22 protein-coding genes are annotated in these 23898 nt (G+C 53.3%); 14 read left to right on the forward strand and 8 right to left on the reverse strand.

What is annotated here, in order from left to right:
- The first annotated feature begins 94 nt into the window (after window positions 1-94).
- A complete protein-coding gene (locus ACFO3I_RS08455; protein WP_377333305.1) occupies window positions 95-982 on the forward strand; it encodes a GGDEF domain-containing protein in 888 nt (295 codons plus the stop codon).
- Window positions 982-1986, forward strand: coding sequence for a helix-turn-helix domain-containing protein (locus ACFO3I_RS08460; protein WP_377333306.1), 1005 nt, complete (start codon window positions 982-984; stop codon window positions 1984-1986). Before ACFO3I_RS08455 ends, ACFO3I_RS08460 begins: the two co-directional genes overlap by 1 nt.
- Here ACFO3I_RS08460 and ACFO3I_RS08465 read toward each other — a convergent pair.
- Window positions 1978-2334, reverse strand: coding sequence for a HopJ type III effector protein (locus ACFO3I_RS08465; protein ID WP_377333308.1), 357 nt, complete (start codon window positions 2332-2334; stop codon window positions 1978-1980). The genes ACFO3I_RS08460 and ACFO3I_RS08465 overlap by 9 nt on opposite strands.
- Before the next feature lie 69 nt (window positions 2335-2403).
- On the opposite strand from ACFO3I_RS08465, the gene ACFO3I_RS08470 reads away from it, so the two are divergent.
- The 7 genes from ACFO3I_RS08470 (at window position 2404) to ACFO3I_RS08500 (ending at window position 12842) form a co-directional block, all read left to right on the forward strand.
- The gene (locus tag ACFO3I_RS08470; protein WP_377333310.1) at window positions 2404-3396 is read left to right on the forward strand and encodes a hypothetical protein; all 993 of its coding nucleotides are present in this window, start codon (window positions 2404-2406) and stop codon (window positions 3394-3396) included.
- A 201-nt stretch (window positions 3397-3597) separates the two neighbouring features.
- The gene (locus tag ACFO3I_RS08475; RefSeq protein WP_377333312.1) at window positions 3598-5010 is read left to right on the forward strand and encodes an AlkA N-terminal domain-containing protein; all 1413 of its coding nucleotides are present in this window, start codon (window positions 3598-3600) and stop codon (window positions 5008-5010) included.
- A gap of 3 nt (window positions 5011-5013) precedes the next feature.
- On the forward strand, window positions 5014-5484 hold the full coding sequence (locus ACFO3I_RS08480) for a methylated-DNA--[protein]-cysteine S-methyltransferase (protein ID WP_377333314.1): 471 nt from the start codon (window positions 5014-5016) through the stop codon (window positions 5482-5484).
- Window positions 5485-5609: 125 nt separating this feature from the next.
- Window positions 5610-6491, forward strand: coding sequence for a pirin family protein (locus ACFO3I_RS08485; protein WP_377333316.1), 882 nt, complete (start codon window positions 5610-5612; stop codon window positions 6489-6491).
- Window positions 6492-6558: 67 nt separating this feature from the next.
- Complete coding sequence (mtnN, locus tag ACFO3I_RS08490; protein WP_377333318.1) at window positions 6559-7272, forward strand: 5'-methylthioadenosine/S-adenosylhomocysteine nucleosidase; 714 nt, start codon at window positions 6559-6561, stop codon at window positions 7270-7272.
- 20 nt (window positions 7273-7292) lie between these two features.
- The gene (locus ACFO3I_RS08495) at window positions 7293-8249 is read left to right on the forward strand and encodes a cobalamin biosynthesis protein (RefSeq protein ID WP_377333320.1); all 957 of its coding nucleotides are present in this window, start codon (window positions 7293-7295) and stop codon (window positions 8247-8249) included.
- A gap of 99 nt (window positions 8250-8348) precedes the next feature.
- Window positions 8349-12842, forward strand: coding sequence for an EAL domain-containing protein (locus tag ACFO3I_RS08500; protein ID WP_377333322.1), 4494 nt, complete (start codon window positions 8349-8351; stop codon window positions 12840-12842).
- A 24-nt stretch (window positions 12843-12866) separates the two neighbouring features.
- On the opposite strand, the gene ACFO3I_RS08505 is transcribed toward ACFO3I_RS08500, so the two are convergent.
- A complete protein-coding gene (locus ACFO3I_RS08505; RefSeq protein WP_377333324.1) occupies window positions 12867-13253 on the reverse strand; it encodes a VOC family protein in 387 nt (128 codons plus the stop codon).
- A gap of 21 nt (window positions 13254-13274) precedes the next feature.
- On the reverse strand, window positions 13275-13868 hold the full coding sequence (locus ACFO3I_RS08510) for a GNAT family N-acetyltransferase (RefSeq protein ID WP_377333325.1): 594 nt from the start codon (window positions 13866-13868) through the stop codon (window positions 13275-13277).
- Between the two features lie 173 nt (window positions 13869-14041).
- Here ACFO3I_RS08510 and ACFO3I_RS08515 point away from each other — a divergent pair, with 173 nt between their 5' ends.
- The 5 genes from ACFO3I_RS08515 to ACFO3I_RS08535 all read left to right on the forward strand — a co-directional run bounded on the left by ACFO3I_RS08515 (window position 14042) and on the right by ACFO3I_RS08535 (window position 19572).
- Complete coding sequence (locus tag ACFO3I_RS08515) at window positions 14042-14896, forward strand: DMT family transporter (RefSeq protein WP_377333327.1); 855 nt, start codon at window positions 14042-14044, stop codon at window positions 14894-14896.
- 123 nt (window positions 14897-15019) lie between these two features.
- On the forward strand, window positions 15020-16294 hold the full coding sequence (locus ACFO3I_RS08520) for an efflux RND transporter periplasmic adaptor subunit (RefSeq protein WP_377333329.1): 1275 nt from the start codon (window positions 15020-15022) through the stop codon (window positions 16292-16294).
- Window positions 16295-16315: 21 nt separating this feature from the next.
- Window positions 16316-17023: an ABC transporter ATP-binding protein gene (locus tag ACFO3I_RS08525; RefSeq protein WP_377333331.1), complete on the forward strand. Its 708-nt coding sequence runs from the start codon at window positions 16316-16318 to the stop codon at window positions 17021-17023.
- 10 nt (window positions 17024-17033) lie between these two features.
- A complete protein-coding gene (locus tag ACFO3I_RS08530; protein ID WP_377333333.1) occupies window positions 17034-18344 on the forward strand; it encodes an ABC transporter permease in 1311 nt (436 codons plus the stop codon).
- Window positions 18345-18354: 10 nt separating this feature from the next.
- Window positions 18355-19572 (forward strand): ABC transporter permease, encoded by a 1218-nt coding sequence (locus ACFO3I_RS08535; RefSeq protein ID WP_377333335.1) that lies wholly within the window; start codon window positions 18355-18357, stop codon window positions 19570-19572.
- A 370-nt stretch (window positions 19573-19942) separates the two neighbouring features.
- On the opposite strand, the gene ACFO3I_RS08540 is transcribed toward ACFO3I_RS08535, so the two are convergent.
- The 5 genes from ACFO3I_RS08540 to ACFO3I_RS08560 form a co-directional block, all read right to left on the reverse strand.
- Window positions 19943-20392, reverse strand: coding sequence for a hypothetical protein (locus tag ACFO3I_RS08540; protein WP_377333337.1), 450 nt, complete (start codon window positions 20390-20392; stop codon window positions 19943-19945).
- A gap of 51 nt (window positions 20393-20443) precedes the next feature.
- A complete protein-coding gene (locus ACFO3I_RS08545) occupies window positions 20444-21970 on the reverse strand; it encodes a GGDEF domain-containing protein (RefSeq protein WP_377333338.1) in 1527 nt (508 codons plus the stop codon).
- 226 nt (window positions 21971-22196) lie between these two features.
- Window positions 22197-22460: a hypothetical protein gene (locus ACFO3I_RS08550; protein WP_377333339.1), complete on the reverse strand. Its 264-nt coding sequence runs from the start codon at window positions 22458-22460 to the stop codon at window positions 22197-22199.
- Between the two features lie 70 nt (window positions 22461-22530).
- Window positions 22531-23313 (reverse strand): SAM-dependent methyltransferase, encoded by a 783-nt coding sequence (locus ACFO3I_RS08555; RefSeq protein ID WP_377333341.1) that lies wholly within the window; start codon window positions 23311-23313, stop codon window positions 22531-22533.
- An 11-nt stretch (window positions 23314-23324) separates the two neighbouring features.
- Window positions 23325-23849 (reverse strand): GNAT family N-acetyltransferase, encoded by a 525-nt coding sequence (locus ACFO3I_RS08560; protein WP_377333343.1) that lies wholly within the window; start codon window positions 23847-23849, stop codon window positions 23325-23327.
- Window positions 23850-23898 lie beyond the last annotated feature (49 nt).

A 23898-nucleotide genomic window follows, 5' to 3' on the forward strand; every position in this document is an offset into this window, starting at 1 on the left:
ACCCGGTCTGTTTAGCGCATAGGTAAGCCGCGCTGTCATGGTTTTGTCATGCAGCCCGCGCACACTGAATTTTTTAGTTGCGCACAACCGAATTATGACCACACACCCAAGAAAACTGCTGTTAACCCTGCTGCTCTGCCTGCTGTGTGTTGTGCTGGCACTGCAAAATGGCGAGGTGAAACCCTGGGCACGGATTGACTGGTTTGACGTTTTGGGTGAAGGCAGCAGCTTTTTGGTGGTGCTGGCCTGGCTGCTGCTGGTGCTGTTTAGCCGCCCGGCGGGCCCTGTGACCAATGGCCTTTATGTCGGTTCTTTGCTGCTGGTGTTGTCTTACTGGCTGAACCTGCTGGACGAATTTATTGCCTACCCAGACACGGAGCGCCTGCTGAGCTGGCTGGAGTCTATTCCTGCGCCCATCGGCATGCTGGTGCTGACTATGGGTCTGGTCGGCTGGCACCGGGAGCAGAGGCTGATTAACTCGCAGCTGACCAGCCGTGAGCTGCACCTGCGGGCCCATGATTTGCTGGACCCGCTCACCCGGCTGTACCGGCGCAATTACCTGCTGCAGGCGCTCCGGCGCGAGCAGGCGCTGCAGGCCGAACATCAGCAACCCTTTTGCCTCTGGCTGCTGGAACTGGATGAATTAACACAGCTGATGCAGCAACAAGGACTGGCAGAGTCCGAACATCGCTTACAACAACTGGCGGAGCTGCTGTTGCTGCAATTCAGACCCGGCGATTTAGTCTGTCGCTTGTCCAGCCACAGTTTTGTCGTGCTGCTGCCTGAAACCCCAGAGCGCACAGCCCGAGTGCTGACCGATTTAGCGCTGCGCCACCTTGGCAGCACGATGCAACTGCAGGCCCGGCGCAGTGCCCTGCATTGTCAGACCGACGCTTATCCGCAGACTGCAGAAGCACTGCTGCACCAACTGCAGCAGCAACTGCCGCCAGTGCATCAGGCGGCGCTGTTGGACCCGCACTGATGCTGCTCTGCCCGCACGAACCCAGCCTGCTGTTCAGCACTGTTGCCAAAGACATGCTGCAGTGCTGCGTGCGGCGTGGTTTTCATCTGCAAAAGCTGCTCAAAGGCACACCGTTGTTTCCGGCCGACTTAGACCAGCCGCGACTCAAGCTCAGCGTGCAGCATTACCTGCAACTGGTGGAGAATTGCCAGAAGCTCTGGCCCGGTCCTGAGTTGGCGCACCTGACCGCCCAAGCCTGGCTACACAACAACCAGCACCCCTTGTTGCAGTTACTGCAGCATTGTCAGACCATGCCGCAAGCCTTGCTGTATTTTGTCCGTTATCAGAGCCTGTTGCTGCCGCTCTGGTACCCCAGGCTGCAGCGCAAGCAAGGCCAGATCCGGCTGGAACTGCGCCCTGCGTTGCAACTGGGGGCCGCCCGGCCTTTTATTGAGCATTTGCTGTGCAGTTTCTTCGCCGGTTTATTCCAGCGGGAACTGGGACGGCCGCCAGAGAAAATCAGCCTGACCTGGCTGAGTGACAACCCGGACTGGAGCTACCCACTGGAATGGGGACTGCAGCCACAACTGGCCGCCAACTGGACCTTAAGCTGGCCGCAGTACTGGCAACAACAGCCATTGCGCCAGGCCTGCGCCAACCGTAAAAAGCTGCAGTTAAGCTGGTGTCAGATGCTGCAACAAAGCCTGCCGCCGCGTCAGGGTTTGTGGCAACAAACTGAACAGCTGTTATTTGCGCAGTTACCGGATTTACCGGCACAGGAACAAGCGGCGCAGCAGCTCGGCATTGCGCTCAGTCGTTATAAACGCCTGCTGGCTCAGCAGAACTGCAGCTATCAGCAACTTTGCGATCAGGTACGTTTTAGTGTGGCTTGTGACGCCATGGCGCAGGACCTGCCCAACAGGCAACTGGCGCTGCTACTGGGCTATTCCGATGAGCATAATTTCAGGCGGGCATTTAAACGCTGGGCCGGGCTATTGCCCAGCCAGCTGCGGGCTTTACTGTAAATCGGTGGCCTTGCCATGCAGGGCCTGACCGTCAAACTCGACGCCATCCCAACCGTATTGCATAAACTGGCGGATATTCTGATGGTCGGTACCAGCTGGCTGTTCCAGCACGTCCTGGCGGTAATAATCGCCAAACATCTGCAAGGTTTGCGGTTCAGACAAGCGATGCAATAAAGCAAAAGCCAAAATCTTGCAGGAACCATTATTCTGACCAGCCTCGTTGTGCTGAACGCCATTTTTAAAGGCAGTCGGCGTAAAGTCATACAAGGCATCAATCAGCTGAATACTCTGGTTAAAACTGATGCTGTCCGGGTCTATGGTCAGTTGGCGGAAAAAATCTTCAAGCATGGTCCATTCCTGATTAAAGTTTGTACAGATCCGGCCGATAAGACTGCTGAACACCAGAGGGGGAAACTTATGCAAATCCTCAGCAGCAGTCAGCAACAACAGGCATCCGGCGCGTCGGTATCTTATGCTGTCCGACGGGTGTCTCCAAGTCAAAACGACCAATCAACTGTAACAAAGGATAACAGCAGCGATAGATCTTTGCCTGCCACAGCCTTACCAACGGCGCAGTCCGAGTCTGAAGAGGACCTGGCAGAGATCAGCAAAGACGCTCAGCTGGCCTTTAATAAACAGAATACGGTAGGCACCATCAAACGCCTGCTGGAGCTCTTGAACAACGGTGAACTGAAAGGCTGGATTGATTTGGAGAAGTTGGCCAAGGCCTATGCCGGCACTCCCGCCCAGTCAAACCAGAGTGCAGAAGCCGCTGAAGCCGCCCCAGCCCAATTGGTGCAGGAATGGCGTTACAGCGCTGAGCATCTGGCGGCAGAACTAAACGGCAGCGCCAGTTTCAGTGATGGCACTGAAGTCAGCTGGTCCATCAGTTTTGAAATGAGCTACCAGGAATTCAGTTATTCCGAACGGGTGGAGCAGCCGATGCAAGACCCGCTGGTACTGAGCATGAATGGCCAGCCCGCCGAACTGACCGACCAGACCAGCGCTTTTGCGCTGACCGCTCAACAAAGCAGTATCCGTCATCTGGCCTCTGACCAGTATTATCTGGCGGCGGATCACAACGACAATGGTCAGGTCGACAACGGCACCGAGTTGTTTGGCCCGCAAAGCGGTCAGGGCTTTGCCGAACTGGCGCAGCATGATGACGACCTGAACGGCTGGATCGATCAGAACGACCGCATCTGGTCGGCGCTGAATTTATGGCGGCCGGGCGACGGCCTGTACAGCATGAAACATGCCGGTGTGATGGCGTTGAATCTGAATACGGTCGCTACGCCATTTACTTTACGCCAGGGCGATCAGGTGATGGGCCAGCTGCAGCGCAGTGCTGTGTTTCTGACCGAAGATAAGCAAGCCGGTTTACTGCAGCAGATTGATATCAGTGTGTAGCGCTAATATTCAGGCGGGTTTGGCCCGCCCGAATATCAGGACAACAGATCCGATAACCTGCCTGGCTTGTAGTGGCGTAACTTGCTGCGCCAGCTGTAAGAACCTGCCACTGTCACTCTGAGCATTGAGTGCCGGATCCGGCCAGTATTTTTTATTCGCTGCGGTTACACTAAAGCCCTGACTGAATCACCGGGGCCGCAGATGTCTGATATACAGCTGTACCAACAAGCCCGCTTATCACGGGATCCGCGTTTTGACGGCCTGTTTTTTATTGGCGTCAAAAGCACAGGTATTTACTGCCGCCCCATCTGCCCGGCTAAATTACCGGCTGAACATCAGGTGGAATATTACTCCTGTGCCGCCGCCGCGGCTCAGGCTGGCTTTCGCCCTTGCCTGCGCTGCAGACCCGACAGTGCGCCGCACTCGCCGGCCTGGCTAGGCGTACAAACCACCTTACGTCGCGCCATTCAACTCATCGACCAGGGCGCTCTGCAGCAGGGTAATCAAGGGCAACTGGCGGACCGGCTTGGTATCAGCGAACGTTATTTACGCAAATTATTTCAGCAGCATCTGGGCGTAGCGCCCAAACACTATGCGCTCTACCAGCAAGTGCTGCTGGCCAAACAGTTGCTGCACCAAACCCAGTTACCCGTTGCCGAGATTGCGCTGCGCTCAGGCTTTCACAGCCTGCGCCGCTTTAATGATGCCTTTAAACAACAGGTTCAATTGACGCCTGGCCAGATCCGGCGCCGCCCTCAGCACGGAGAACAGACAGTGCTCGAATTGCAGTTAAGTTACCGGCCGCCACTGGACTGGGAGGCCCAACTAGCCTTTTGGCAAAGCCGCACGCTGGACGGCATGGAATGGGTGCGGGGCCAGATCTACGGTCGCACTTTTGTCCATCAGAACGTGCCTGGCTGGTTTGAGCTTTGCCCACATCCGGCAAGCACTCAACAAAACCACAGCCTGCAGTTGAAGCTGCACTGGCCAAGCAGCGCCGATCTCAGCCCGGTGCTGGCAAAAATCCGTCAGCTGGCCGATTTAGACGCCAATATGCTGGCGATTGAGCAGCAATTAAGCCCGGTGTTTGGTGACCAGCTCACCGCAGGCCTGCGTATTCCGGGCTTATGGGGTAGCTTTGAAGCCGCTATCAGAGCCATTTTAGGGCAGCAAGTGAGTGTGCAGGGCGCCCGCACTCAGCTTAATCGCCTGCTGACCGAGCTGGCCGCCACTGTGCCCGGCACCGACAAAAAACTGTTTCCGACGCCCGAAGCCATTGCAGGCAGCGAACTCTTGATGATTAAAGTGCCACAAGCCAGGCGGGACACCCTCAAAGCGCTGGCGCGTTTTGTCATAGCGCAGCCGGATTCCACACCGGATGACTGGTTGCAGCTCAAAGGCATAGGCCCCTGGACTGTGGCCTACGCCAAAATGCGCGGTCTGGGCGAACCGGATTTATGGCTGGGCGGCGATTTAGGTGTGCAAAAAGCCCTGGCGCACCTGCCCGCCTTTACCGAACAGCAGCTGTCGCCCTGGCGTAGTTATGCCACTTTTCAGGCCTGGCACAGCCTGTCGTTGCCAAAACCCGCCAAAGACAGCGTCAGTAAGGACTAAGCCATGCAACAACTGCAATTGCCAAGCCCCTTGGGGCTGATTGAGATTACCGCCAGCGAACAAGGCATCCACAGTATTTATTTTGTCGACAGCTCCAGTGCGCCAACGCACAGCAGCCTGGCCGCACTGGCAGCGTGCAAGCAGCAACTGACCGACTATTTTGCTGGCCAGCGCCAGCAGTTTGAATTGCCGCTGGCTGCGACAGGCACAACCTTTCAGCAGCAGGTCTGGGCCGCGCTTTGCACTATTGATTACGGTCAAACCTGCAGTTATGCCGCCATAGCGCAGCAGCTGGACAACCCCAAAGCAGTGCGCGCTGTCGGCGCCGCCAATGGCCGCAACCCCTTGTCTATTGTGGTGCCCTGCCATCGGGTGATTGGTGCCAACGGCAGCCTGACCGGCTACGCCGGCGGCCTGGAGCGTAAACTCTGGCTACTTGAGCATGAACAAAAATATGGCTTTGCGTTAAGCTGAGAAAAAATCATTTTTGAAATCAGCCAATTAAATAGTCAAAATTTTCGAACAACCTGCACAAAATATTGCGCTTTTCTTCAAGCGGCCCGGCTGATTAACTGACCTCATCAACTTTGGAGGTATGTATGACTATCCGTGTAATCAAACAACTTATTCCGGCGATGCAAGCGTCTGACGGCGCAGGCGTGAAAATTAAACGCAGCCTGGGCCAGCGCCAGGGCGTACGGCTCGACCCGTTTTTAATGCTCGATGCTTTTGGCTCTGCAGAAGCCAGCGATTACATCGCCGGTTTCCCGGCGCATCCGCACCGGGGCTTTGAAACCGTCACTTATATGCTGGACGGTCATATGCTGCATGAGGATCACCTGGGTAATCAGGGCCATCTGAAAAGTGGCGGCGTGCAGTGGATGACCGCCGGGCGCGGCATTATTCACTCGGAAATGCCACAACAGGAATCTGGCCTGATGCGTGGTTTTCAGCTGTGGATCAACCTGCCCGCCGCCGAAAAAATGAAGCCGGCGGCTTATGTGGATATTGCGCCCACCGATATTCCGCGTTTTGAGCTGGATGCGGGGAGCTGGCTGAAGATGATTGCCGGCAGCATTGAGCTGAATGGTCAGCAGATGGCAGGCCCTATTCAGGGCTTAAGCACTGAACCTCTGTATCTGGATGTGCAGTTACAGGCCGGCCAGTCGCTGCAAATTCCTGTACCGGCCAGCCACAATGTCTACTTCTATCCCTTTGAAGGCGACGCACTGGTGGCGGGTCATAAAGTACGGGAGCACCATGGTGCCGTGCTGGACCAGGGCGATACTGTGGCCGTGAAAGCAGAACAGCCACTGCGGTTTATTTTGCTGGCCGCTAAGCCTATCCATGAGCCTGTGGTGCAATACGGTCCTTTTGTGATGAACACAGTGGAAGAAATTGAGCAGGCCATTCGTGATTTTCAGGCCGGTGTGCTGACCGATAACCAGCAGGCTCAGACCATTCAAATCCATAAAGCCTAAGACTTTGTCCCGCCGCGGGGCTGATGCTATGATCAGCCCCGTTTTTTATTGCTTAACGGGATTGGCCATGCAAAAAGTTGGAATCATTGGTGCGATGGAACAGGAAATCGCACTGCTCAAAGCCCAAATTCAGGATCTGCAGACCACAAAAATTGCCGATTATGAATTTTACAGCGGCAGCCTGAATGGCACCGCCGTGGTGCTGGTGCAATCTGGTATAGGTAAAGTGGCCGCCGCAGTCGCCACCACCCTGCTGATTCATCAGTTCCAGCCAGATGCAGTGATCAACACAGGGTCTGCCGGTGGTTTTGACCCGGAGTTGAATGTCGGTGATGTGGTCATTGCTAGTGAAGTGCGGCACCATGACGTGGATGTCACAGCTTTTGGTTACGAGCTGGGCCAAGTGCCACGCATGCCAGCCGCATTTACCGCCCATCCGCAGTTAATTGCCGCTGCCGAACAAAGCATTCAGCAACTGGGCTTCTGCAAAACCAAAAAAGGCCTGGTCACTACAGGTGATGTCTTTATGTGCCAGCCGGAGCGTATTGCGAAAACCCGTGCAGAGTTCCCCGCTATGCTGGCGGTCGAAATGGAAGGCGCTGCTATTGCCCAGGTTTGCCACCAGCTGCACACCCCTTTTGTGGTGATCCGCAGCTTAAGTGACATTGCCGGTAAAGAATCGCCAAGCTCCTTTGAGGCTTACCTGGAAATCGCCTCGAAAAACAGCTCAGCCATGGTGATTGAACTGCTGAAAAACTTAAAAACTGTGACCCTGGCTTAAGCCTTCAGGTTGGTGTACAGATGTCGCAGCTGCTGACTGATCTCTGGCTTTACCCGCCACTGTTGCTGCTGGTCTGGATCCTCAGCCAGCACCTGCGGCTGCCGCGTGAAACCCAGCCGATGGCTCTGCTGCAGCTGTTTGCCACCCGGCTGGGCAGCAAAGTCAATCCGCCCAACCGTAGCGAGGGCCAGCAACAGCTGTCCGGCGCTTTGGCGTTGCTGACCCTGGTGTTACCTTTACTGGCCCTACTGTCCCTGCTGTACTGGTTTTCCGACTGGCCACTGGTGCTGGACGCGCTCTTGCTGTTTTTGTGTCTGGACTTTGGCCGTCAGCAACTGCGCCATCGTCAGGTGGCTTCAGCCATCAGCCGCAAGCAACTGGGGCTGGCGCGCGACCTGTTGCAACTGGAAGTCTTGCGTGACTGCAGCACCTTGTCGGAAACCGGGTTATGCAAAGCCAGCATGGAACATCAGGCGCTGCAACTGGCACGGCACTGGCTGGCCTTGGGGTTCTGGTTTTTAGTGGGTGGAGGCCTGACGGCGGTGGCGTACCGGCTTATTTTGTTATGCAGCCAAAGCTGGAATACCAAGCAGCAATCCTTCCAGCACTTTGGCAAAGCTTCAGCCAGTCTGGGCCAGCTTTGCAGCCTGCCCGGTTACTTTGGCGTCAGCCTGCTGTATGCGCTGTTAATGAGTCTGGGCCGCAGCTGGCGTGAGTTACAACAAAGCAAACACAGTAACCTCTGTGTCGGCCAACGTTGGGTGCTGGCCAGCCTGGCTGGTGTGCTGCAGGTGAATTTAGCCGGTCCGGTGATTTACCAGGGTCAGAAGCAACGACGCGACCGGGTGGGCCCATCCCGTTTGCCGCAGCTGGCCGACTTATGGTTGATGTTAAGGCTGACCCAGCAAGCCCAGTTTGTCTGCTATCTGCTGTTACTTTCCGTCAGTTTATTGCAACTTTTTTCAATACTGTATTAACACTGGACAAGGCCAAACAAAGCACTGTATTTTGGAGCCATTCCGCTGATTTATCTGCGGCAACAATAAGAACAACTAATTGAGTTTTAAGAGGTTTAAGTGACTGCTGCCTGGTTACGCTGCTGTTGTTTTTTCTGGCTGTTGCTGGCATTTTCTGCGTCGGCCGTCACCTTGTTACAGCCATTAACACCGGATCAGAATTTATCCTCCGGTTCAGTCAACGATTTGCAGCTGGATCACCAGGGCTTCTTATGGGTCGCCACAGATTCAGGCCTGAACCGTTTTGATGGCAATCAGAATATCCGCATCGGAGAGGCCAACACTGCACTCTGGACACAGCGTTACAGCAAAATTTTGCTCGACGGCCAAAAACGTTTGTGGGTGATGGCGCCGGTTGGCGGCCTGTATCTGTTTAACCCAGAACAGGCACGGCTGGATTTGCAGAGCAAATTGCCTGAAAACGATCAGTCCCCCGCCCTGATGTCAGGCGCCCTGACCGAAGACCCGGAAACACTGCTGCTCAACAGCAGCCGTAAAGTCTACAGCTATCAGACAGAACAGCGGCAGTTGAGCCTGCTGACACAACTGCCGGAATCACCGGACAACTCGTTGTATATTCGCACTTTACTGGCTTATCGTGACTGGGTATTCATAGGCACCTCCAAAGGTTTGTACCTGCACAGGCCTGACCACCCTCTATTGAAGATCCCCCATTTGCCTGCCGAAATCTCCGGCGACTACCCTCAGCATGTCAAAGCGCTGTCGATTCAGCAGCGGAAATTGCTGGTTGGCACTGTACAAGGCTTGTATCAGCTCGACCTGATGCAACTGGAGCAAACCCCAGGTCAGCCACCTGCGGTGCAGATACTGCAAAGTGACGCCAATATCTGGCAGATACTGCAGAAAAATCAGCAACTGCTGCTCGGCACAGAACAGGGCTTGCTGCAACTGGACCTGAACACCGGCGTGCTGACCAACCTGGTCCGGTTCAGTCACAGCCAGCAGGCGCTTTCCGATAACAATATCACGGCGATGTTGCTGGATGATTTAGACGGCTTGTGGTTGGGCAGCCGCTTTGATGGCGCCTATTATTGGCACCCACGCAGTCAGGCGGTGGTGCAAATGAGCCAGGCCGGCGATGATGGCCTGGGGCTTAGCAATGACAAAATTACCTCAGTGGCGGAACGTGGCCCTGACGAATTATGGCTTGGCAGCAGAAATGGCCTGAATCTGTGGCATCGTGCAACCGGCCAGGTGCAGCAGTTCCTGAAAAACCCGGACCCGAAAGCCGTCTGGCACAGCAGCTCTATTTTGAATATGTCGACCGACAGCGATGGCAATCTTTGGTACTTCTCTTCGTCCGGCCTGAATTATTTTGATGCCACCAGCCTGCAACCTAAAGCCATGCCACTGCAAAACCAGGCCGATAAAGCTATTTTGCAAAGTGCCCGTGTGGGCAGCCTGCATTGCACCTTTGGCGCCTTTTACCTGCTGACGCCGCAAAGCTACTACGGCTACAACCCGCTGAACGGCAAGGTACAGGAACTGACGCAGCTGCAAAAAGCCATTCCAGCCAAAGACATCCGGCAAATTCTCGGGCGCTGGCCCACAGCGGAAGACTGGTTGCTGTTGTCAGCCAACGAAAAACTCTACCTTGCCAATGAAAAAACCGCCGAATTAGTCCCCTTGTATGAAGCACCCTCTGATCAGGCCTACCGCTACCGGGCGGGCGACAAAATGGCAGTCGATAAGAATGGTCTGGTCTGGGTCAGTATGGCCAACCTGGGCCTGCTGGCTTTTGACAGCCAGAGTCGTCAGCTGAAACACCTGTTTAATACCGCCAATAAACTGCAAACCAACTCTGTTTATGCAGTGCAGGCGGATCAACAGGGCCAGATCTGGTTTTCCAGCGACAAAGGCGTTTCTTCACTGAATGTTGACAACCTGCACGTTGAGCACTTCAGTAAACAGGATGGCTTGTCCGCCAATGGTTTTTTACCACGCAGCAGCGCGCTGCTGAGCAGTGGTGAGCTGGCATTCGGTTCAATACGGGGGGTGAACCTGTTATCCCCTGAACGCCTGGCGGAATCGCGTCAAAAGCCGCAAGTAGTGATTACTTCGGTCTCGGCATTACAGACCAATTTACATTCCCCACTGACCAGTCTGAATGGCCATGAATTTAATCTGCCCTATCAGAACCAGGGGCTGAGTATCAGTTTTTCCAGCCTGAATTACCGTGACGCCGCCAAAATGCGTTACCGCTTCTGGCTGGATGGCCCACAGCGTTCGGTGTTTCCCGAGCAAAACCAGAGCTCGGTCAGCTTCGGCCAGCTGGCACCTGGGGATTACCAGTTTAATGTGATTGCTATTTCACCTGTGTCCGGCATGGAAAGTGAAATCGCCAGCCTGAAACTGACCATCAGTGCTGCGCCCTGGTTAAGCCGCGGTGCCTTTATTGCGTATGGCTCCATTGCCTTGCTGGTATTGCTGGTGTATTTACGCACCCGTCAGCAGCAACAAAAAGTGCTGCGCCTGGCGCACGCCAGAGTAACAGCCAGTGAACAGCGACTGAAACAAGCGCTGGATTCGATCGACAGTGGCGCCTGGGAATGGCATTTACATAAAAATTCCATGTTTGCCTCCCGTATTCACAGCATGCTGGGGTATCAGGAAGCGCTGAACCCGCTGACCATGACCCAGCATTTGTCACTGATCCATCCGGATGACAAAGAGCCCTATCAGCAAGCCTGGCAAAAATTACTGCAAAACCCGGAGCGTACCTTTGATCACAGCTACCGGATGCAGCATAAAAATGGCCAGTGGCTCTGGTTCCGCGACATCGGCAAAGTGGCTGAAGTGTCGCCACAAGGCCAGGTAGAACGGGTCATAGGTACCTTCAGCAATATGACGGAAACCCGCGCTAACCAGGAAAAAGCCCGGTTGTTTGGCGAGGCCTTCCAGCAAACCCGCGACTGGGTAGTGATTCTGGACGCCAGCCAGAAAGTATTGGCCGCCAACCAATCTTTTGCCGATGTGTTTGGTTCGGTCGACGACTACCTGGCCAAACCGCGCACCCACCACTTGGGTATTAACCTGCAGCGCCGCCGCTTCTATACCCAGCTGCTGCGTAACCTGACGGTGAACCAGCACTGGCAAGGTGAAGAACTGGTGCTGACTCCAGACGGCAAAGAGCGCCCTACCCTGATTAATATCAGCGCTATTGGCGATGGCGAAAAAGTTGAATTCTACGTGTTAGTCTTTACGGACATCACGGCGCAAAAAGTCGCCGAAGAAGAATTACGTTACCTCGCCAGCTACGACTCCTTAACCGGCCTGCCAAACCGCACCTTACTGATGGACCGCATTCAACACGGCATAGACCAGGCGAAAAGGGCGAAAAAATCGCTGGCTTTGTGTTTTATCGACCTGGATAAATTCAAACAAATTAACGATTCGCTCGGCCATGATGTCGGTGACCAGCTACTGCAGGAAGTAGCCAAACGGCTGAAAATCACCTTGCGTGAAACCGACACTATCGCCCGTTTGGGTGGCGACGAGTTTGTGGTGCTGCTGGAGTCCTATAAAAACCAGGACAATATCAGCCATGTGGCACGTAAAATTCTGCAATCGGTTGGCGAACCTATGCAACTGGGGCCGCATACAGTGTCAGTGTCACCCAGTATCGGCATTGCGGTCTACCCGGACGATGCGCTCGACGCCACAGCACTGCTGAAACATGCTGACGTCGCGATGTACCACGCCAAAGATTTAGGCCGGAATAACTTCCAGTTCTTTATCAACGAGATGAACGAAAAAGCCCATATGCAGCTGGAAAAAGAAACTCAGTTGCGGCAGGCCTTTAAAAACCGCGAGTTTGTCAATTTTTACCAGCCTATCGTCGATTGTCGCTCAGAAGCTGTGATAGGTGTTGAAGTGTTAATGCGCTGGCAAAGTAAAAAAGGCCTGGTGCCACCATCTGACTTTATACCGATGGCCGAAGACTTACGTTTGATTGTGCCTATGACCATGCTACAACTTGAGCAGGCCTTAACCGATCTGAAACAGTGGCGCCAATCTGGTCTGGATCTGTATTTGTCGGTCAATTTGTCCACCAGCCATCTGGAGCACCATAGCCTGGCCGACCAGACCGCCTTGTTACTGGAGAAGTATCAACTACCAGCCAATTGCCTGCGCTACGAAGTGACCGAAAGCGCGTTAATGCGTGACCCGGAAAAAGCCATTACCACCATGCTGGCCTTGAGTGATTTAGGCATTCAGCTGTCACTGGACGACTTTGGTACCGGCTACTCGTCACTGAAGTACTTAAAAGAGCTACCGATTGACGCGATAAAAATTGACCGCAGCTTTGTTAAAGACATTGGCATAGACCCGGACGATGAAACCATTATCGAAGCTATCTTGTCGATGGCGGCAAGCCTCGGCATCAGTTGTGTGGCCGAAGGGGTGGAAACCGAACAGCAGCTGGCATTTTTCAGCACCCGTCAGTGTTATTTGATCCAGGGCTATCTGTTCGCCAAGCCTATGCCAGCCCAAGAGCTGGTGGATTACCTGAGCGCAGAGCAATTCAATTGATGGATAGCCCGCAGAAGGACGGCATCAGCGTCCTTCTGGCGGTTGCCATAATTCAACGCGGTTGCCTTCTGGGTCTGTCACCCAGCCGAATTTACCGAATTCTGAATCTTCGGTGTTGTCGTCCACCTGACAGCCTTCATCACGCAGCAGCTGCAGCAGGGCCGCTAAATCGGCCACCCGGAAGTTCAGCATAAAGCCTTGTCCGCCCGAGCCGAAGTAACTGGTGTCGGCGGCAAAAGGGCTCCATACGGTACAGCCAGTGCCACTTGGGTTGTCCGGGCTCTTCCACTGAAACACCGCGCCACCCCAGTCTTCCAGCGGCACGCCCAAATGGGTTTGATACCAGGCCGCCAATGCCTTGGGGTCTTTGGCTTTAAAAAAAACTCCACCTATTCCTGTGACTCGTTGCATGCTTTGACTCCCTGTGTTCAGTTACCTGGCGTGATGCTGACTTAATTTAAACAACAAATTGGTCCGCACCGCCGGCCATTCACTGGCAATTATGGAATACACCACAGTATCGCGGTAGGAACCGTCTTTCATAATCATATGGTTACGCAAAATGCCGTCTTGTCTGGCGCCTAAACGCTCAATGGCGTTGCGTGAGGTCTGATTAAAAAAGTGGGTACGAAACTCGGCCGCTATAGCGCCACACTGCTCAAATAAATGGCGCAGCATCAGGTACTTGGTTTCTGTATTGACCGCAGTACGGCGCACCGACTCGGCGTACCAGGTGTAGCCAATCAGCGCGCGTTTATTGGCCGCATCCACCTGGTAAAACCTGGTGGTGCCCACCACCTGCCCTGTTTCCGCCAGTTTCACCACAAAAGCCTGTTCGCCCCGCTCAGCCCCCTGCACCGCCTGTTGCACATAAAGCGCCAGCTCGTCCGGGTTCGGCACAAAGGCATACCAGAGTTTCCAGCTTTCGCCATCACGCAGCGCGGTGCTGAGCGCCTCTGTATGCTGCTCTGTTAAGGGTTCTAAGCTGACATGCTGGCCTTGCAACGGGCCGGGTTGGATCCACATAAAAACGTCCTTGGTCTGAAGTACTACCACAGAGCCCACTCTAAAATGCGCCAGGCCAAAGTACAATGGAAACAAACAGCTGGCGCTTTATTCGCTTTATCGTTTTGCCGCTCTGAAAATCCAAAGCTGGCTGCTATACTGCGCGCCGTTCAGAACCCCGTGTTGGAGACCCCATGCAGCCGCAACTGGTCACTGGTGCCCTGCTTTTGTTGTTGGCCGAAGCTTGTTTTGCCGGCATTGGCGCCTGCGTTAAATTTACCAGTGACAGCGCCAGCCATGCCCAGGTGGTGTTCTTCCGTAACTTTTTTGCGCTCTTGGTGATGCTGCCCTGGATCCTGTTGCAGGGAAAACAAATTCTCTACACCAAACGCTGGTACCTGCATGTCAGCCGCGCCACCACCGGCATTATCTCCATGTACTGCTTTTTCTATGTGATCAGCCAGCTGCCTTTGGCACAAGCCATGGTGGTGCTGCTGATGTCACCTTTTATTGTGCCGTTAATTGCTTATTACTGGCTGAAAGAACGGCCGAGCCGGCTGACGCTGTTTTCCATTGGGTTGGGCTTTGTTGGGGTGCTGTTAGCGCTGCCGGTGGCCACAGGCCAGGGCGGCGCATTTTATCTGTTTTTAGTGGCTTTGCTGTCGGCGGTTTTAGTGGCGGTCACCAAAACCACCATACGTTATATGTCCGATACCGAACCTGCTGCACGTATCGTGTTTTATTTTTCCTTACTGACCGCGGTCATTTCCTTTATTCCGGTGCCTTTTGCCTGGAACCCTCTGCCCGCCGAAGCCTGGTGGGGCTTTGCTGCTATGGGGGTTTTGGCTGCCATAGGCCAGATGGCCATGACCAAAGCCTACGCGCTGGCGCCAGCTTCGGATATCGGGATCTGGACCTACAGCTCAGTGGTTTTTGCCGGTTTATTTGGTTATCTGTTCTGGTCCGAACCTGTCACTATGGCCTGGTTTGGCGGTGTACTGATTATTTTCTACGCCGGTTATATCAGTACCCGGCAACGGTTACTCTGATAACCTATTGAGATACAAACTGATTTCACACTCTGTTACATTTACCCCGCTATTTTTTTGAAACAGCTTCCAACCTTTTTTTGCCCTCTTCCGACTTAGAAATAATCGTTATGAGGAGCCTCTATGAAAATTGCCGACACCAGCAGCCAGGACGAAGTGCTGCAGGCCAAACCTAAACCGAAAAAACTGATCTATGGTGCAGGCGCTGGCCTGGCGCTGATGCTGGCCATTTGGACTTTAGCCCCGGCGGTACAAAGCTGGTCGCAGTCCGATTTGTCAGTGTCGATGTCGCGCGTGCGTATCGACACGGTGCGAAGCAGCGACTTTACCCGCGATATTACTGCACAAGGCCAGGTGGTGGCGGCAGTCAGCCCGAAACTCTACGCCCCGGCCGACGGCACTATTACCTTGCTGCTGGACGCCGGCACTGAAGTGAGCAAAGGCGAAGTTCTCGCCAGCATCGACAGCCCTGAACTGACCAGCAAACTGCAGCAAGAGCAAGCCACACTGTACAGCCTGCAGACCAGCTACGACCGGCAGAAAATTCTGGCCAAACGCCAGCAGCTTACCGATCAGAAAGCCGTCGACATTGCCCAAATGACACTGACCACAGCCGACCGGGAAAAACGCCGGGCCGACCTGGGTTTTGACAAAGGTGTGGTCAGCAAAATTGAACACGAAAAAGCCCAGGACGATCTGGAAACCGCCAAAGTGCAGCACCGCCATGCCGTGGAAGACGCCCGCCTGAATGTGGAAAACCTCGACTTCGAACTGAAAAGCCTGGCTCAGCAGCTGGACCGTCAACGTTTGCTGGTGGACGACTACCAGCGTCAGGTAGACGCGTTAAATGTGCGCTCACCGGTCAACGGCCTGCTGGGTAATTTAGCGGTAGAAAACAAAACCTATATCGCGAAAAACCAGCTGATTTTGTCCGTGGTGGATTTAAGCCAGTTTGAAGTAGAAATTGCGGTACCAGAAAGTTACGCCAACGACTTGTCGATTGGGTTGCCGGTGGAAGTGACCGTCGAGCAAAAAACCTATGCCGGCAAGCTGGTGACTATTTCGCCTGAAGTGTTTGAAAACCAGGTGAAAGGCCGGGTGCGCTTTACCGAAGGCGAAGGCCCGGCTGCGCTGCGGCAAAACCAACGCTTGTCCAGCCGCATTCTGCTGGAACACAGACCCGACGTGTTGCAGGTGGCCCGCGGCCAGTTCCTTGACAGCAGCAATGGCCGCTTTGCCTACAAAGTCAGCAATGGCCTGGCGGTGAAAACCCCAATTGAAACCGGCGCCCGCAGTATCAGCGCGGTGGAAATTCTGTCAGGCCTGAAACCAGGCGACCAAATCATTACCTCTGGCACCGACAGCTTTAATGGCGCCGACACTGTTCAATTGAATTAAGCCTTACTAAGGAGAGCCGTTATGCTCAGCATGAAAAATATCAGCAAGTCGTTTGCCACCGACAATGTGGTCACTCACGCGCTGCGCGAAATTAATCTGGATCTGAACGAAGGCGATTTTGTCAGTGTGACTGGCCCGTCCGGCTCAGGCAAAACCACCTTCTTAAACATCGCCGGCTTGCTGGAGCAAAGCAGCAGCGGCGAATACTGGCTAGACGGTGAAGACATTGCCAAGCTGAACGACGCGGGCCGCTCGCGGATGCGTAACCAGAAAATTGGCTTTATTTTCCAAAGCTTTAACTTAATTCCTGATTTAAACCTGTTCGACAACGTCGATGTGCCGTTGCGCTATCGTGGCTTTAATGCCAGTGAGCGGAAAAAACGTATTGAGCACCATTTAGACCAGGTGGGCCTGGCCTCGCGGATGAAACACCTGCCAAGTCAGCTCTCCGGCGGTCAGCAACAACGGGTCGCCATAGCCCGCGCTTTAGCCACCTCACCGCGTTTTTTACTGGCGGACGAACCCACAGGTAACCTCGACAGCCAGATGGCGCAAAGCGTGATGAGCCTGCTGGAAGATATCAACAAAGGCGGCACCACCATTTTGATGGTGACGCACGACCCGTCGCTGGCGGCCCGCGCTAAACGCCAGATTTTTATCAAAGACGGCCGTGTCACTGAACTGACGCAAAAAAACCAGAACAACCTGCATCTGGTTAACGGCGAATAAGGAGCAGCTTATGTTTGCGTATTATTTGAAACTGGCGTACTTAAGCTGCAAACGCACCTGGGGTATGACCAGCCTGATGGTGCTGGCCATTGCCTTGGGTATTGGCGCTTCGATGACCACCATTACGGTGAACTACCTGATGTCGGCCAACCCTATCCCGCATAAAAGCAGCGAGCTGTTTGTGGTGCAGCTGGACAGCTGGGACCCGAACAACCCGTATTACGATGACGGCGACGCGCCAGATCAGCTGACCTACCGCGACGCTACATTCCTGTGGCAGGCGAAAAAAGCGCCGCGTCAGACCATTATGACCGGCATGAGTGCAGTGGTGGAACCGGCGGACAAAGACGCGCTGCCCTTTTTAATTGAAGGCCGTGCTACCAGTGGTGACTTTTTTACCATGTTCGACACACCGTTTTTATACGGCAGCGGCTGGGACAGAGCCGCCGACGAACAACAGCAACGGGTCGCAGTGATCAACGCCGAGCTGAACGAACGTTTGTTCGGTGGCAAAGACCCGGTCGGTCAGCTGATCAAACTGGCCGGCGAAGACTACAAAGTGGTGGGCGTGATGGCGCGCTGGAACCCAAAACCTAAGTTTTATGACATCAGCACCGGCGCCTTTAACGACAGCGAAGAAGTGTTTGTGCCTTTTAGCCTGATCACCGAACAGAAGCTGGGCCGCAGCGGCAATACCAACTGCTGGAAACCGACTGAATCCGGCTACCAGGCTTTTCTGGACTCCGAATGTATTTGGGTGCAGTTCTGGGTTGAATTGCCTTCTGAAGCAGAGAAAGAACAGTACCTGACCTTTATCAATAACTACGCCAAGGATCAGCACCAGTTTGGCCGCTTTGCCCGTCAGGACAATAACCATTTGCGGGATGTGATGCAGTGGCTGGAAAAACGCGAAGTGGTGTCCGACGATGCCAGTATGATGATGGCGATGTCGCTGATGTTTTTACTGGTCTGTTTGCTGAATACCGTCGGGCTGTTGCTGGCGAAGTTTTTGGGCAAAGCCAGTGAAATTGGCGTGCGCCAGGCACTGGGCGCCAGCCGGAAGGATTTATTTGTCCAGCACCTGATTGAATCGGGCCTGATTGGTCTGGCCGGTGGTTTATTGGGCTTAGTGCTGGCTTTTGCTGGCCTGGAAGCAGTGAAAAGCATGTACGGTGATTGGATACGTGACCTGGCCCGGCTCGATCTGACCTTAGTGGCCATGGCGATTGGCCTGGCCGTACTGTCCAGCATTATCGCCGGTTTATACCCAACCTGGCGCGCCTGCCATGTGCAGCCGTCGCAGCAACTGAAAGCGCAATAAGGAGCCAGCCATGTTAGAAATTGGACCGATTTTCCGCGCTTTATTGCGCAATAAAATAGGCGCCTTGCTGATTGCACTGCAAATTGCGCTGACTCTGACCATTATGGTAAACGCCGTCTTTATGATGCAGGAGCGCAGCGGCAAAATGGCGCGCCCCAGTGGTCTGGACGAAACCAACACCTTTTACCTGAGCAACACTATTTTTGCCCAGAATTACAACCAGCAAAGCGCACTGGCGCGCGATTTGGATCTCATTCGCAAAACCCCTGGGGTGGTCGATGCTACCCAGATCAACGCTATTCCGCTGTCGGGCGGTGGCTGGTCGATGGGGCTGCAAACCAAACCAGGTGACGATATCGAAGGCACCGGGGTGGCTGTGTATATGGTGGACGAGCACGGCATCAACGCCTTGGGCGTCAAGCTGATTGCCGGTGAAAACTTTGCACCCACAGACATTGTCTGGCGTGCCAGCAGCAGCAACGACTGGCCGGCCAAAGCCATTCTGACCAAAGCCATGGCCGAGCGCTTATTTGACGGTGACTGGCAAAACGCGGTTGGTAAAACTGTCTATATCAATAACCATGAACCTATCCAGATCAGTGGCTTGATTGAAACCCTGCAAGCGCCCTGGAACGGCTGGGACAATGTGGAAAACGCCATGCTGGTACCGCAGCAGTTGGAAAGCCGTGGCAGCCGCTTTTTCATTCGTACCGAACCTGGACGGCGCGACGAGCTGATGCCAGTGATTGAAAAAATGCTGGCCGAAGCCGACAAAGGCCGCATTATCCGCCGGGTGACCAGCATGGAACAAACCCGCAATGACAGTTACCGCCAGCATCAGGCCACCAACAGCATTTTGCTCACCGTGATTGTGGTACTGACCTTAATTACCGGTTTTGGCATTGTCGGTCTGGCCATGTTCAGCATCAGCCGTCGCACCCGCCAGATTGGCACCCGCCGGGCACTTGGCGCCAGCCAGTGGCAGGTGATGCGGTACTTTATGCTGGAAAATCTGTTGATTAGTTCAGTGGGTGTGCTGCTCGGCGCAGCCGGCGCTGTCGGTCTGAATATCTGGCTGGTCAGTACCTTTAGTATGGCGCCTATAGGGCCAGGCCTGATTGTGACAGGCGTGCTATTGCTGTTGCTGGTTGGCCAACTGGCAGTCAGTTACCCTGCCCTGCTGGCGTCGCGGATTTCACCGGCCACCGCCACCCGCGGCCGGGCCTGACACTAGGGCTTGTTGACGTTTCAGGGTTATTTTTGCAGCCGTCTGGCCGGTTTTTATGCCAGGCGGTGCGAGTGCAGTGTAGTTCGTCTACATAAACGAGCATCAACGCAGCAGAAAGACCGGCCAGACGCTGCCCTTCGGGTTCGTCTGGCGGCGCCCTGCACTTTGTCACTCGTCGCTCATTTAGAATAACTAAACTTCGCTCCTCGTTTCGCGTTCAGAACGCCGCCAGAGCGAACAAAATTTAATCTCGAAACGTCAACAAGCCCTAACCGTCGCCTTTGAAGCTGCAGCTTTGTTGCTGTGGCTGTGCAAGTTCCCAACCACTTTCCCCGCTGGTTTTGTCCTTAACAGCGGGGATTTTTTATGCTTACCACAACTCCTGCACCAGCGAAATTTTGCCTTGGTGAAAACCAAACAGCACCAGCAGTGGTTGTTCTGCCTGCCAGCTGCCATCCAGTTTTAACACACCATGGGCATATTCCACCGCCATAAAATTCGTGCCCGGAATACTGCGTAACACGCGTTGTTGCTGTGACGGCCCATTGGTGTAGGCACCCCGTTTCAGATTACGTAAAAAGGCGCTGCGCCAGCTGGCTTTGTCAAAATGAGCCTGGTAGTTGCTGTGAATATACTGCACGTCGGGCGCCAGCTGCTCAAGCAGCCGATCGATATCTGCAGCGGTTGAACCTGCTCTGCTGACCTGATCCAGCGCTTTAAAGTAGCGGCTGACTTCGGCCAGCTGACAGCGATTGTCGCAGTCTGAAGCCCAGAGCTGAGCGCTGAACAGGCCAGGTACCAGCCATAGCATCTTTTTCATTGCATCTCCTTTGCACCAAGGGCGGGTGAACGGCAGCCAGTTCAGCTGTGGTTACCATAATTCGCGGGGTTCTTCCGGCATCACCTGGTTACGGCCGGCTTGTTTGGCCAGATACAAGGCCTCATCCGCATCAGAAATCAGCTTGCGGGCATGGTACTGGCAATTTTTGGCGCTACTGACGCCAAAGCTGGCAGTCAGTTTAAAGGCATAACCTGCTTGTTCCGGCTCCAGTGCTTCAATGGCCTGGCGCACGGTTTCAGCTAAAGCCCAGCTTTGAGCAAAGTTGCACTCTTGCAGCAAAATGGCAAACTCTTCGCCACCAATCCGGCCTATGGCATCACTTTTACGCAAGCACTCTTTGGCCGCGTTGGCCGCCTGCTGCAAGGCCCAATCACCGGTCTGGTGGCCATGGTTGTCGTTAACAGATTTAAAGTGGTCTAAGTCAAACAGAATAAAGCCCAATTCCTGCTGCTGCTTTTCCGCCTGCTGCAGCGCCGCCTCAAGCACCTCTTCAAAGTGATCCCTGCTGTACACCCGGGTCAGCTTGTCATAGGTCACCCGCTCTTTCAGTTTGACCCGCACCCGGTGGCTACGCACCACTAACACAGCAAGCAGCAGCACCAGCACAGACCCCACCAGCAAGTACAATCGCTGGTTTTCACTTTCGGCTTTCGCCAGCGCAGTTTCCAGCTGCAGCTGGTTGGCCTGCTGGCTCAGCGTATCAATTTCCTGCTTGCGCTGCGCCGCCTGCATTAATGCGGCATGGTAAGCCAGTGCGGCCGATTGTTGCTTGTCATAGGTCTTCTGGTAGGCCGAAAAAAGATCTTCTGCGTAGTCCAGTGCCCGTGCAGGCTGCTGTGCGGCTTTATTAAGTTTGACTAACGCATGATAGATTAAAGTTGCGACTTCAAGAGGAGTTGTCTCTTTGTGTTTATTGAATAATTGTGTCAGCACCTCAGCCTGCTCTGACGCAAGCTTCAATTCATCATTTTGTACCAACGCATTCACAAATGTTGCCTGCCAAATCATCGCCAAATTTGTGTAGCCAAAGCTTAATGCGAGTGACTGCTTGTTCCGCAAAACATCAAGCGCCTTATTGGTTTGCGGCACAGATAACCAATAAATGCTAAGCGCACTTTCACTTAGCAGTGCATATAGCATTTGTTGTTTGTTGTAGCAGTAACGAATCTCATCCTGCAATTGACTTTCTGGGCGAACCCAAATGTGACTGCGATAAGCGATTTGAGTTTGAAGATAGAGAGCGGTGCAACGCACATTGTCGGGATACTCAGAGAAGTCAGCTTTCCCCAAGGTAGCAGCAGCTTCATCGTACAAAGCAGAATCCATCAAAGCCAGGGCCATAGCCATGAGACCACTTGATTTCACTGCCTCAGGTAATTCGCTGTATTTGACGTCATTTAACTGCAAGCCGTAAGAGAAGGCTTGATAAAAATCACCTTTAAGTTGATACAAATTAACCACAGAAACCAAAGTTTTGTATTTCAATTCCAGATCTTCAGACTGAGACAGAACCTGAAGGTAAAACCGTTCTGCATCGTCATAATTGGTCAATAACATTGCAGAACGTCCCTGGTAAAAATTAAGCAGGTTCGTTTGCTTGCTATCTGTTTTTGGTGTGACTTTACTGACGCTATGTTTGACGTAATCAAGAAAAGATTTGGCGTCTGAGCTAAACAACATGTCTGCATGTGCCGGATCAAAGTCGGATTCAGCATGTGCAGATAAGCTAAAAACGATCAGCAAAACACCGATCGTTTGCTTCATTCGTAGTAAGAGCAAAATATTAAGCCGACTCGCGCTCAGGAGCCGGAACGTCCTCTTCCAGAGGCTCTTCTTCAGGCTGGTCTGGAGCGATAATACAACAAACAATATCACCTGCGCTTTTTACTAACTGGGCAATTCTAGCTTTGTCTCCAGAGAGAATCGCGCTAATTTCAGCATCAGATAAACCATCCAATTCCATCTTCACTCGTAACTCTTCCTGACTAAGAACTCTTAATTCAGCACTTGAAGCAAAACTGGTAATGAAATGCAGTAACTTACTCATTTTTTCTCCTTATTTTACAACTCTTGACCATAAGTGATTTGCATATCCAAGCACAATAGCTCCCAAAAATTTAATCTGCTGCAGGGTCCAGCAGCTTTCTCATTTCCATATTTGGAACAAGTTTTTTTGCTGGAGGAATAACTAGTGTTGTGTGCAGAAATAACTCAGCTTGTGGTAAATCACCCAGTCGAACCCTATCCATTCTGGGTTTACCAACAGGTAAAGTGCAAGCCTCATACAGCACCACCTGATGATCAAGCGGATAATGCTCGGACAGCAGCTCGACTAACAAAGCCAGCCGCTGCTGGTTGGTGCTGAAACGGGCGACGGATAAATCACCAGCCACGCCAATTTGCCATAAAATCAGGTAAGCGCTGGGGTCGAGGTTGCGTTTAAACATCATCAACTGGGTAGTTTCATATTGCTGGCAGCCAACCCGGCCCGGGTCTATGCCCAAATCGGCAATCAGGCAGTCTTCTGCCGACACTCCTGGCTCCATATGGGCTGCAAACCCTTCGGCCCTGGCCTGCGCCAGCGCCTGGTGCGGTACCTGGGCAAATACGCCAGGGTGACCATAAAAAGCACCGACGACTTTTTTACCTGCCCTCACTTCGGTCAGTATCGCGTCCACCATCTGACGGTAACTTTGGCTTCTGTCCTGCCCTTCCTTGTAATAGGGCTGCAGGCTGCGCACATCCGGGTGCAGACTATCCAGCCATTTCTCCACCACACCATGCGACATCAGCGCAAACACCACATCGGCTTGCTGAATATAACTCTGACTTAAGGGCGTAATATGCGCCGCCATCATCATGCCTGTACCTACACAAACCAAACTACCTTTATTCGTCATAAAACCTGTGCCTAAATTTGATAAGGATAAATAGCTAAATACTGCTGCCAACGACTTCGCCTCATAATCCAATAGCCAAATCCATTTTGCTCATTTGAATATTCAATATGCAGCCGTGTTAAAAATGCAGGCACCGCTTTATTTGATATCCGATGCTTTACGTCCAGCCCTTCCAGCCCCCAAACGCTGAACCCAAAGTTGATCAATGCAGCCCCCACCAACACCGAATATCCCTTATTACAATGCTCTGGTAATAACATCAGCCCAAACTCGGCCCTGTCATCTTCAGTGCTGATCAACGCCGTAATCCCCATCCCACTATCATTGTCTGACGAAACCGACCAATAGTAGGCTGAGCTATCACCTCGCAGTGCTTTTTTGAACAGTTCATCAGCTTCGAATTGAGTCATCACCGGAGCAATATGCTTCATCACGTCAATGTTGGTAAATAACTCGATAAACAACTCATTGTCATCTTGGCACAACGGAGTTAAACATAACCCTGCATGTCGAATTTGTTGTTGAATTCTTTCCATTTTTTATGCCTGCACTTCACAGAACAGCCAATTTAGTTCCTTGCGACGT

Origin of the sequence: Rheinheimera marina, assembly GCF_042654345.1 — a bacterium.
GTDB lineage: Bacteria > Pseudomonadota > Gammaproteobacteria > Enterobacterales > Alteromonadaceae > Pararheinheimera > Pararheinheimera marina.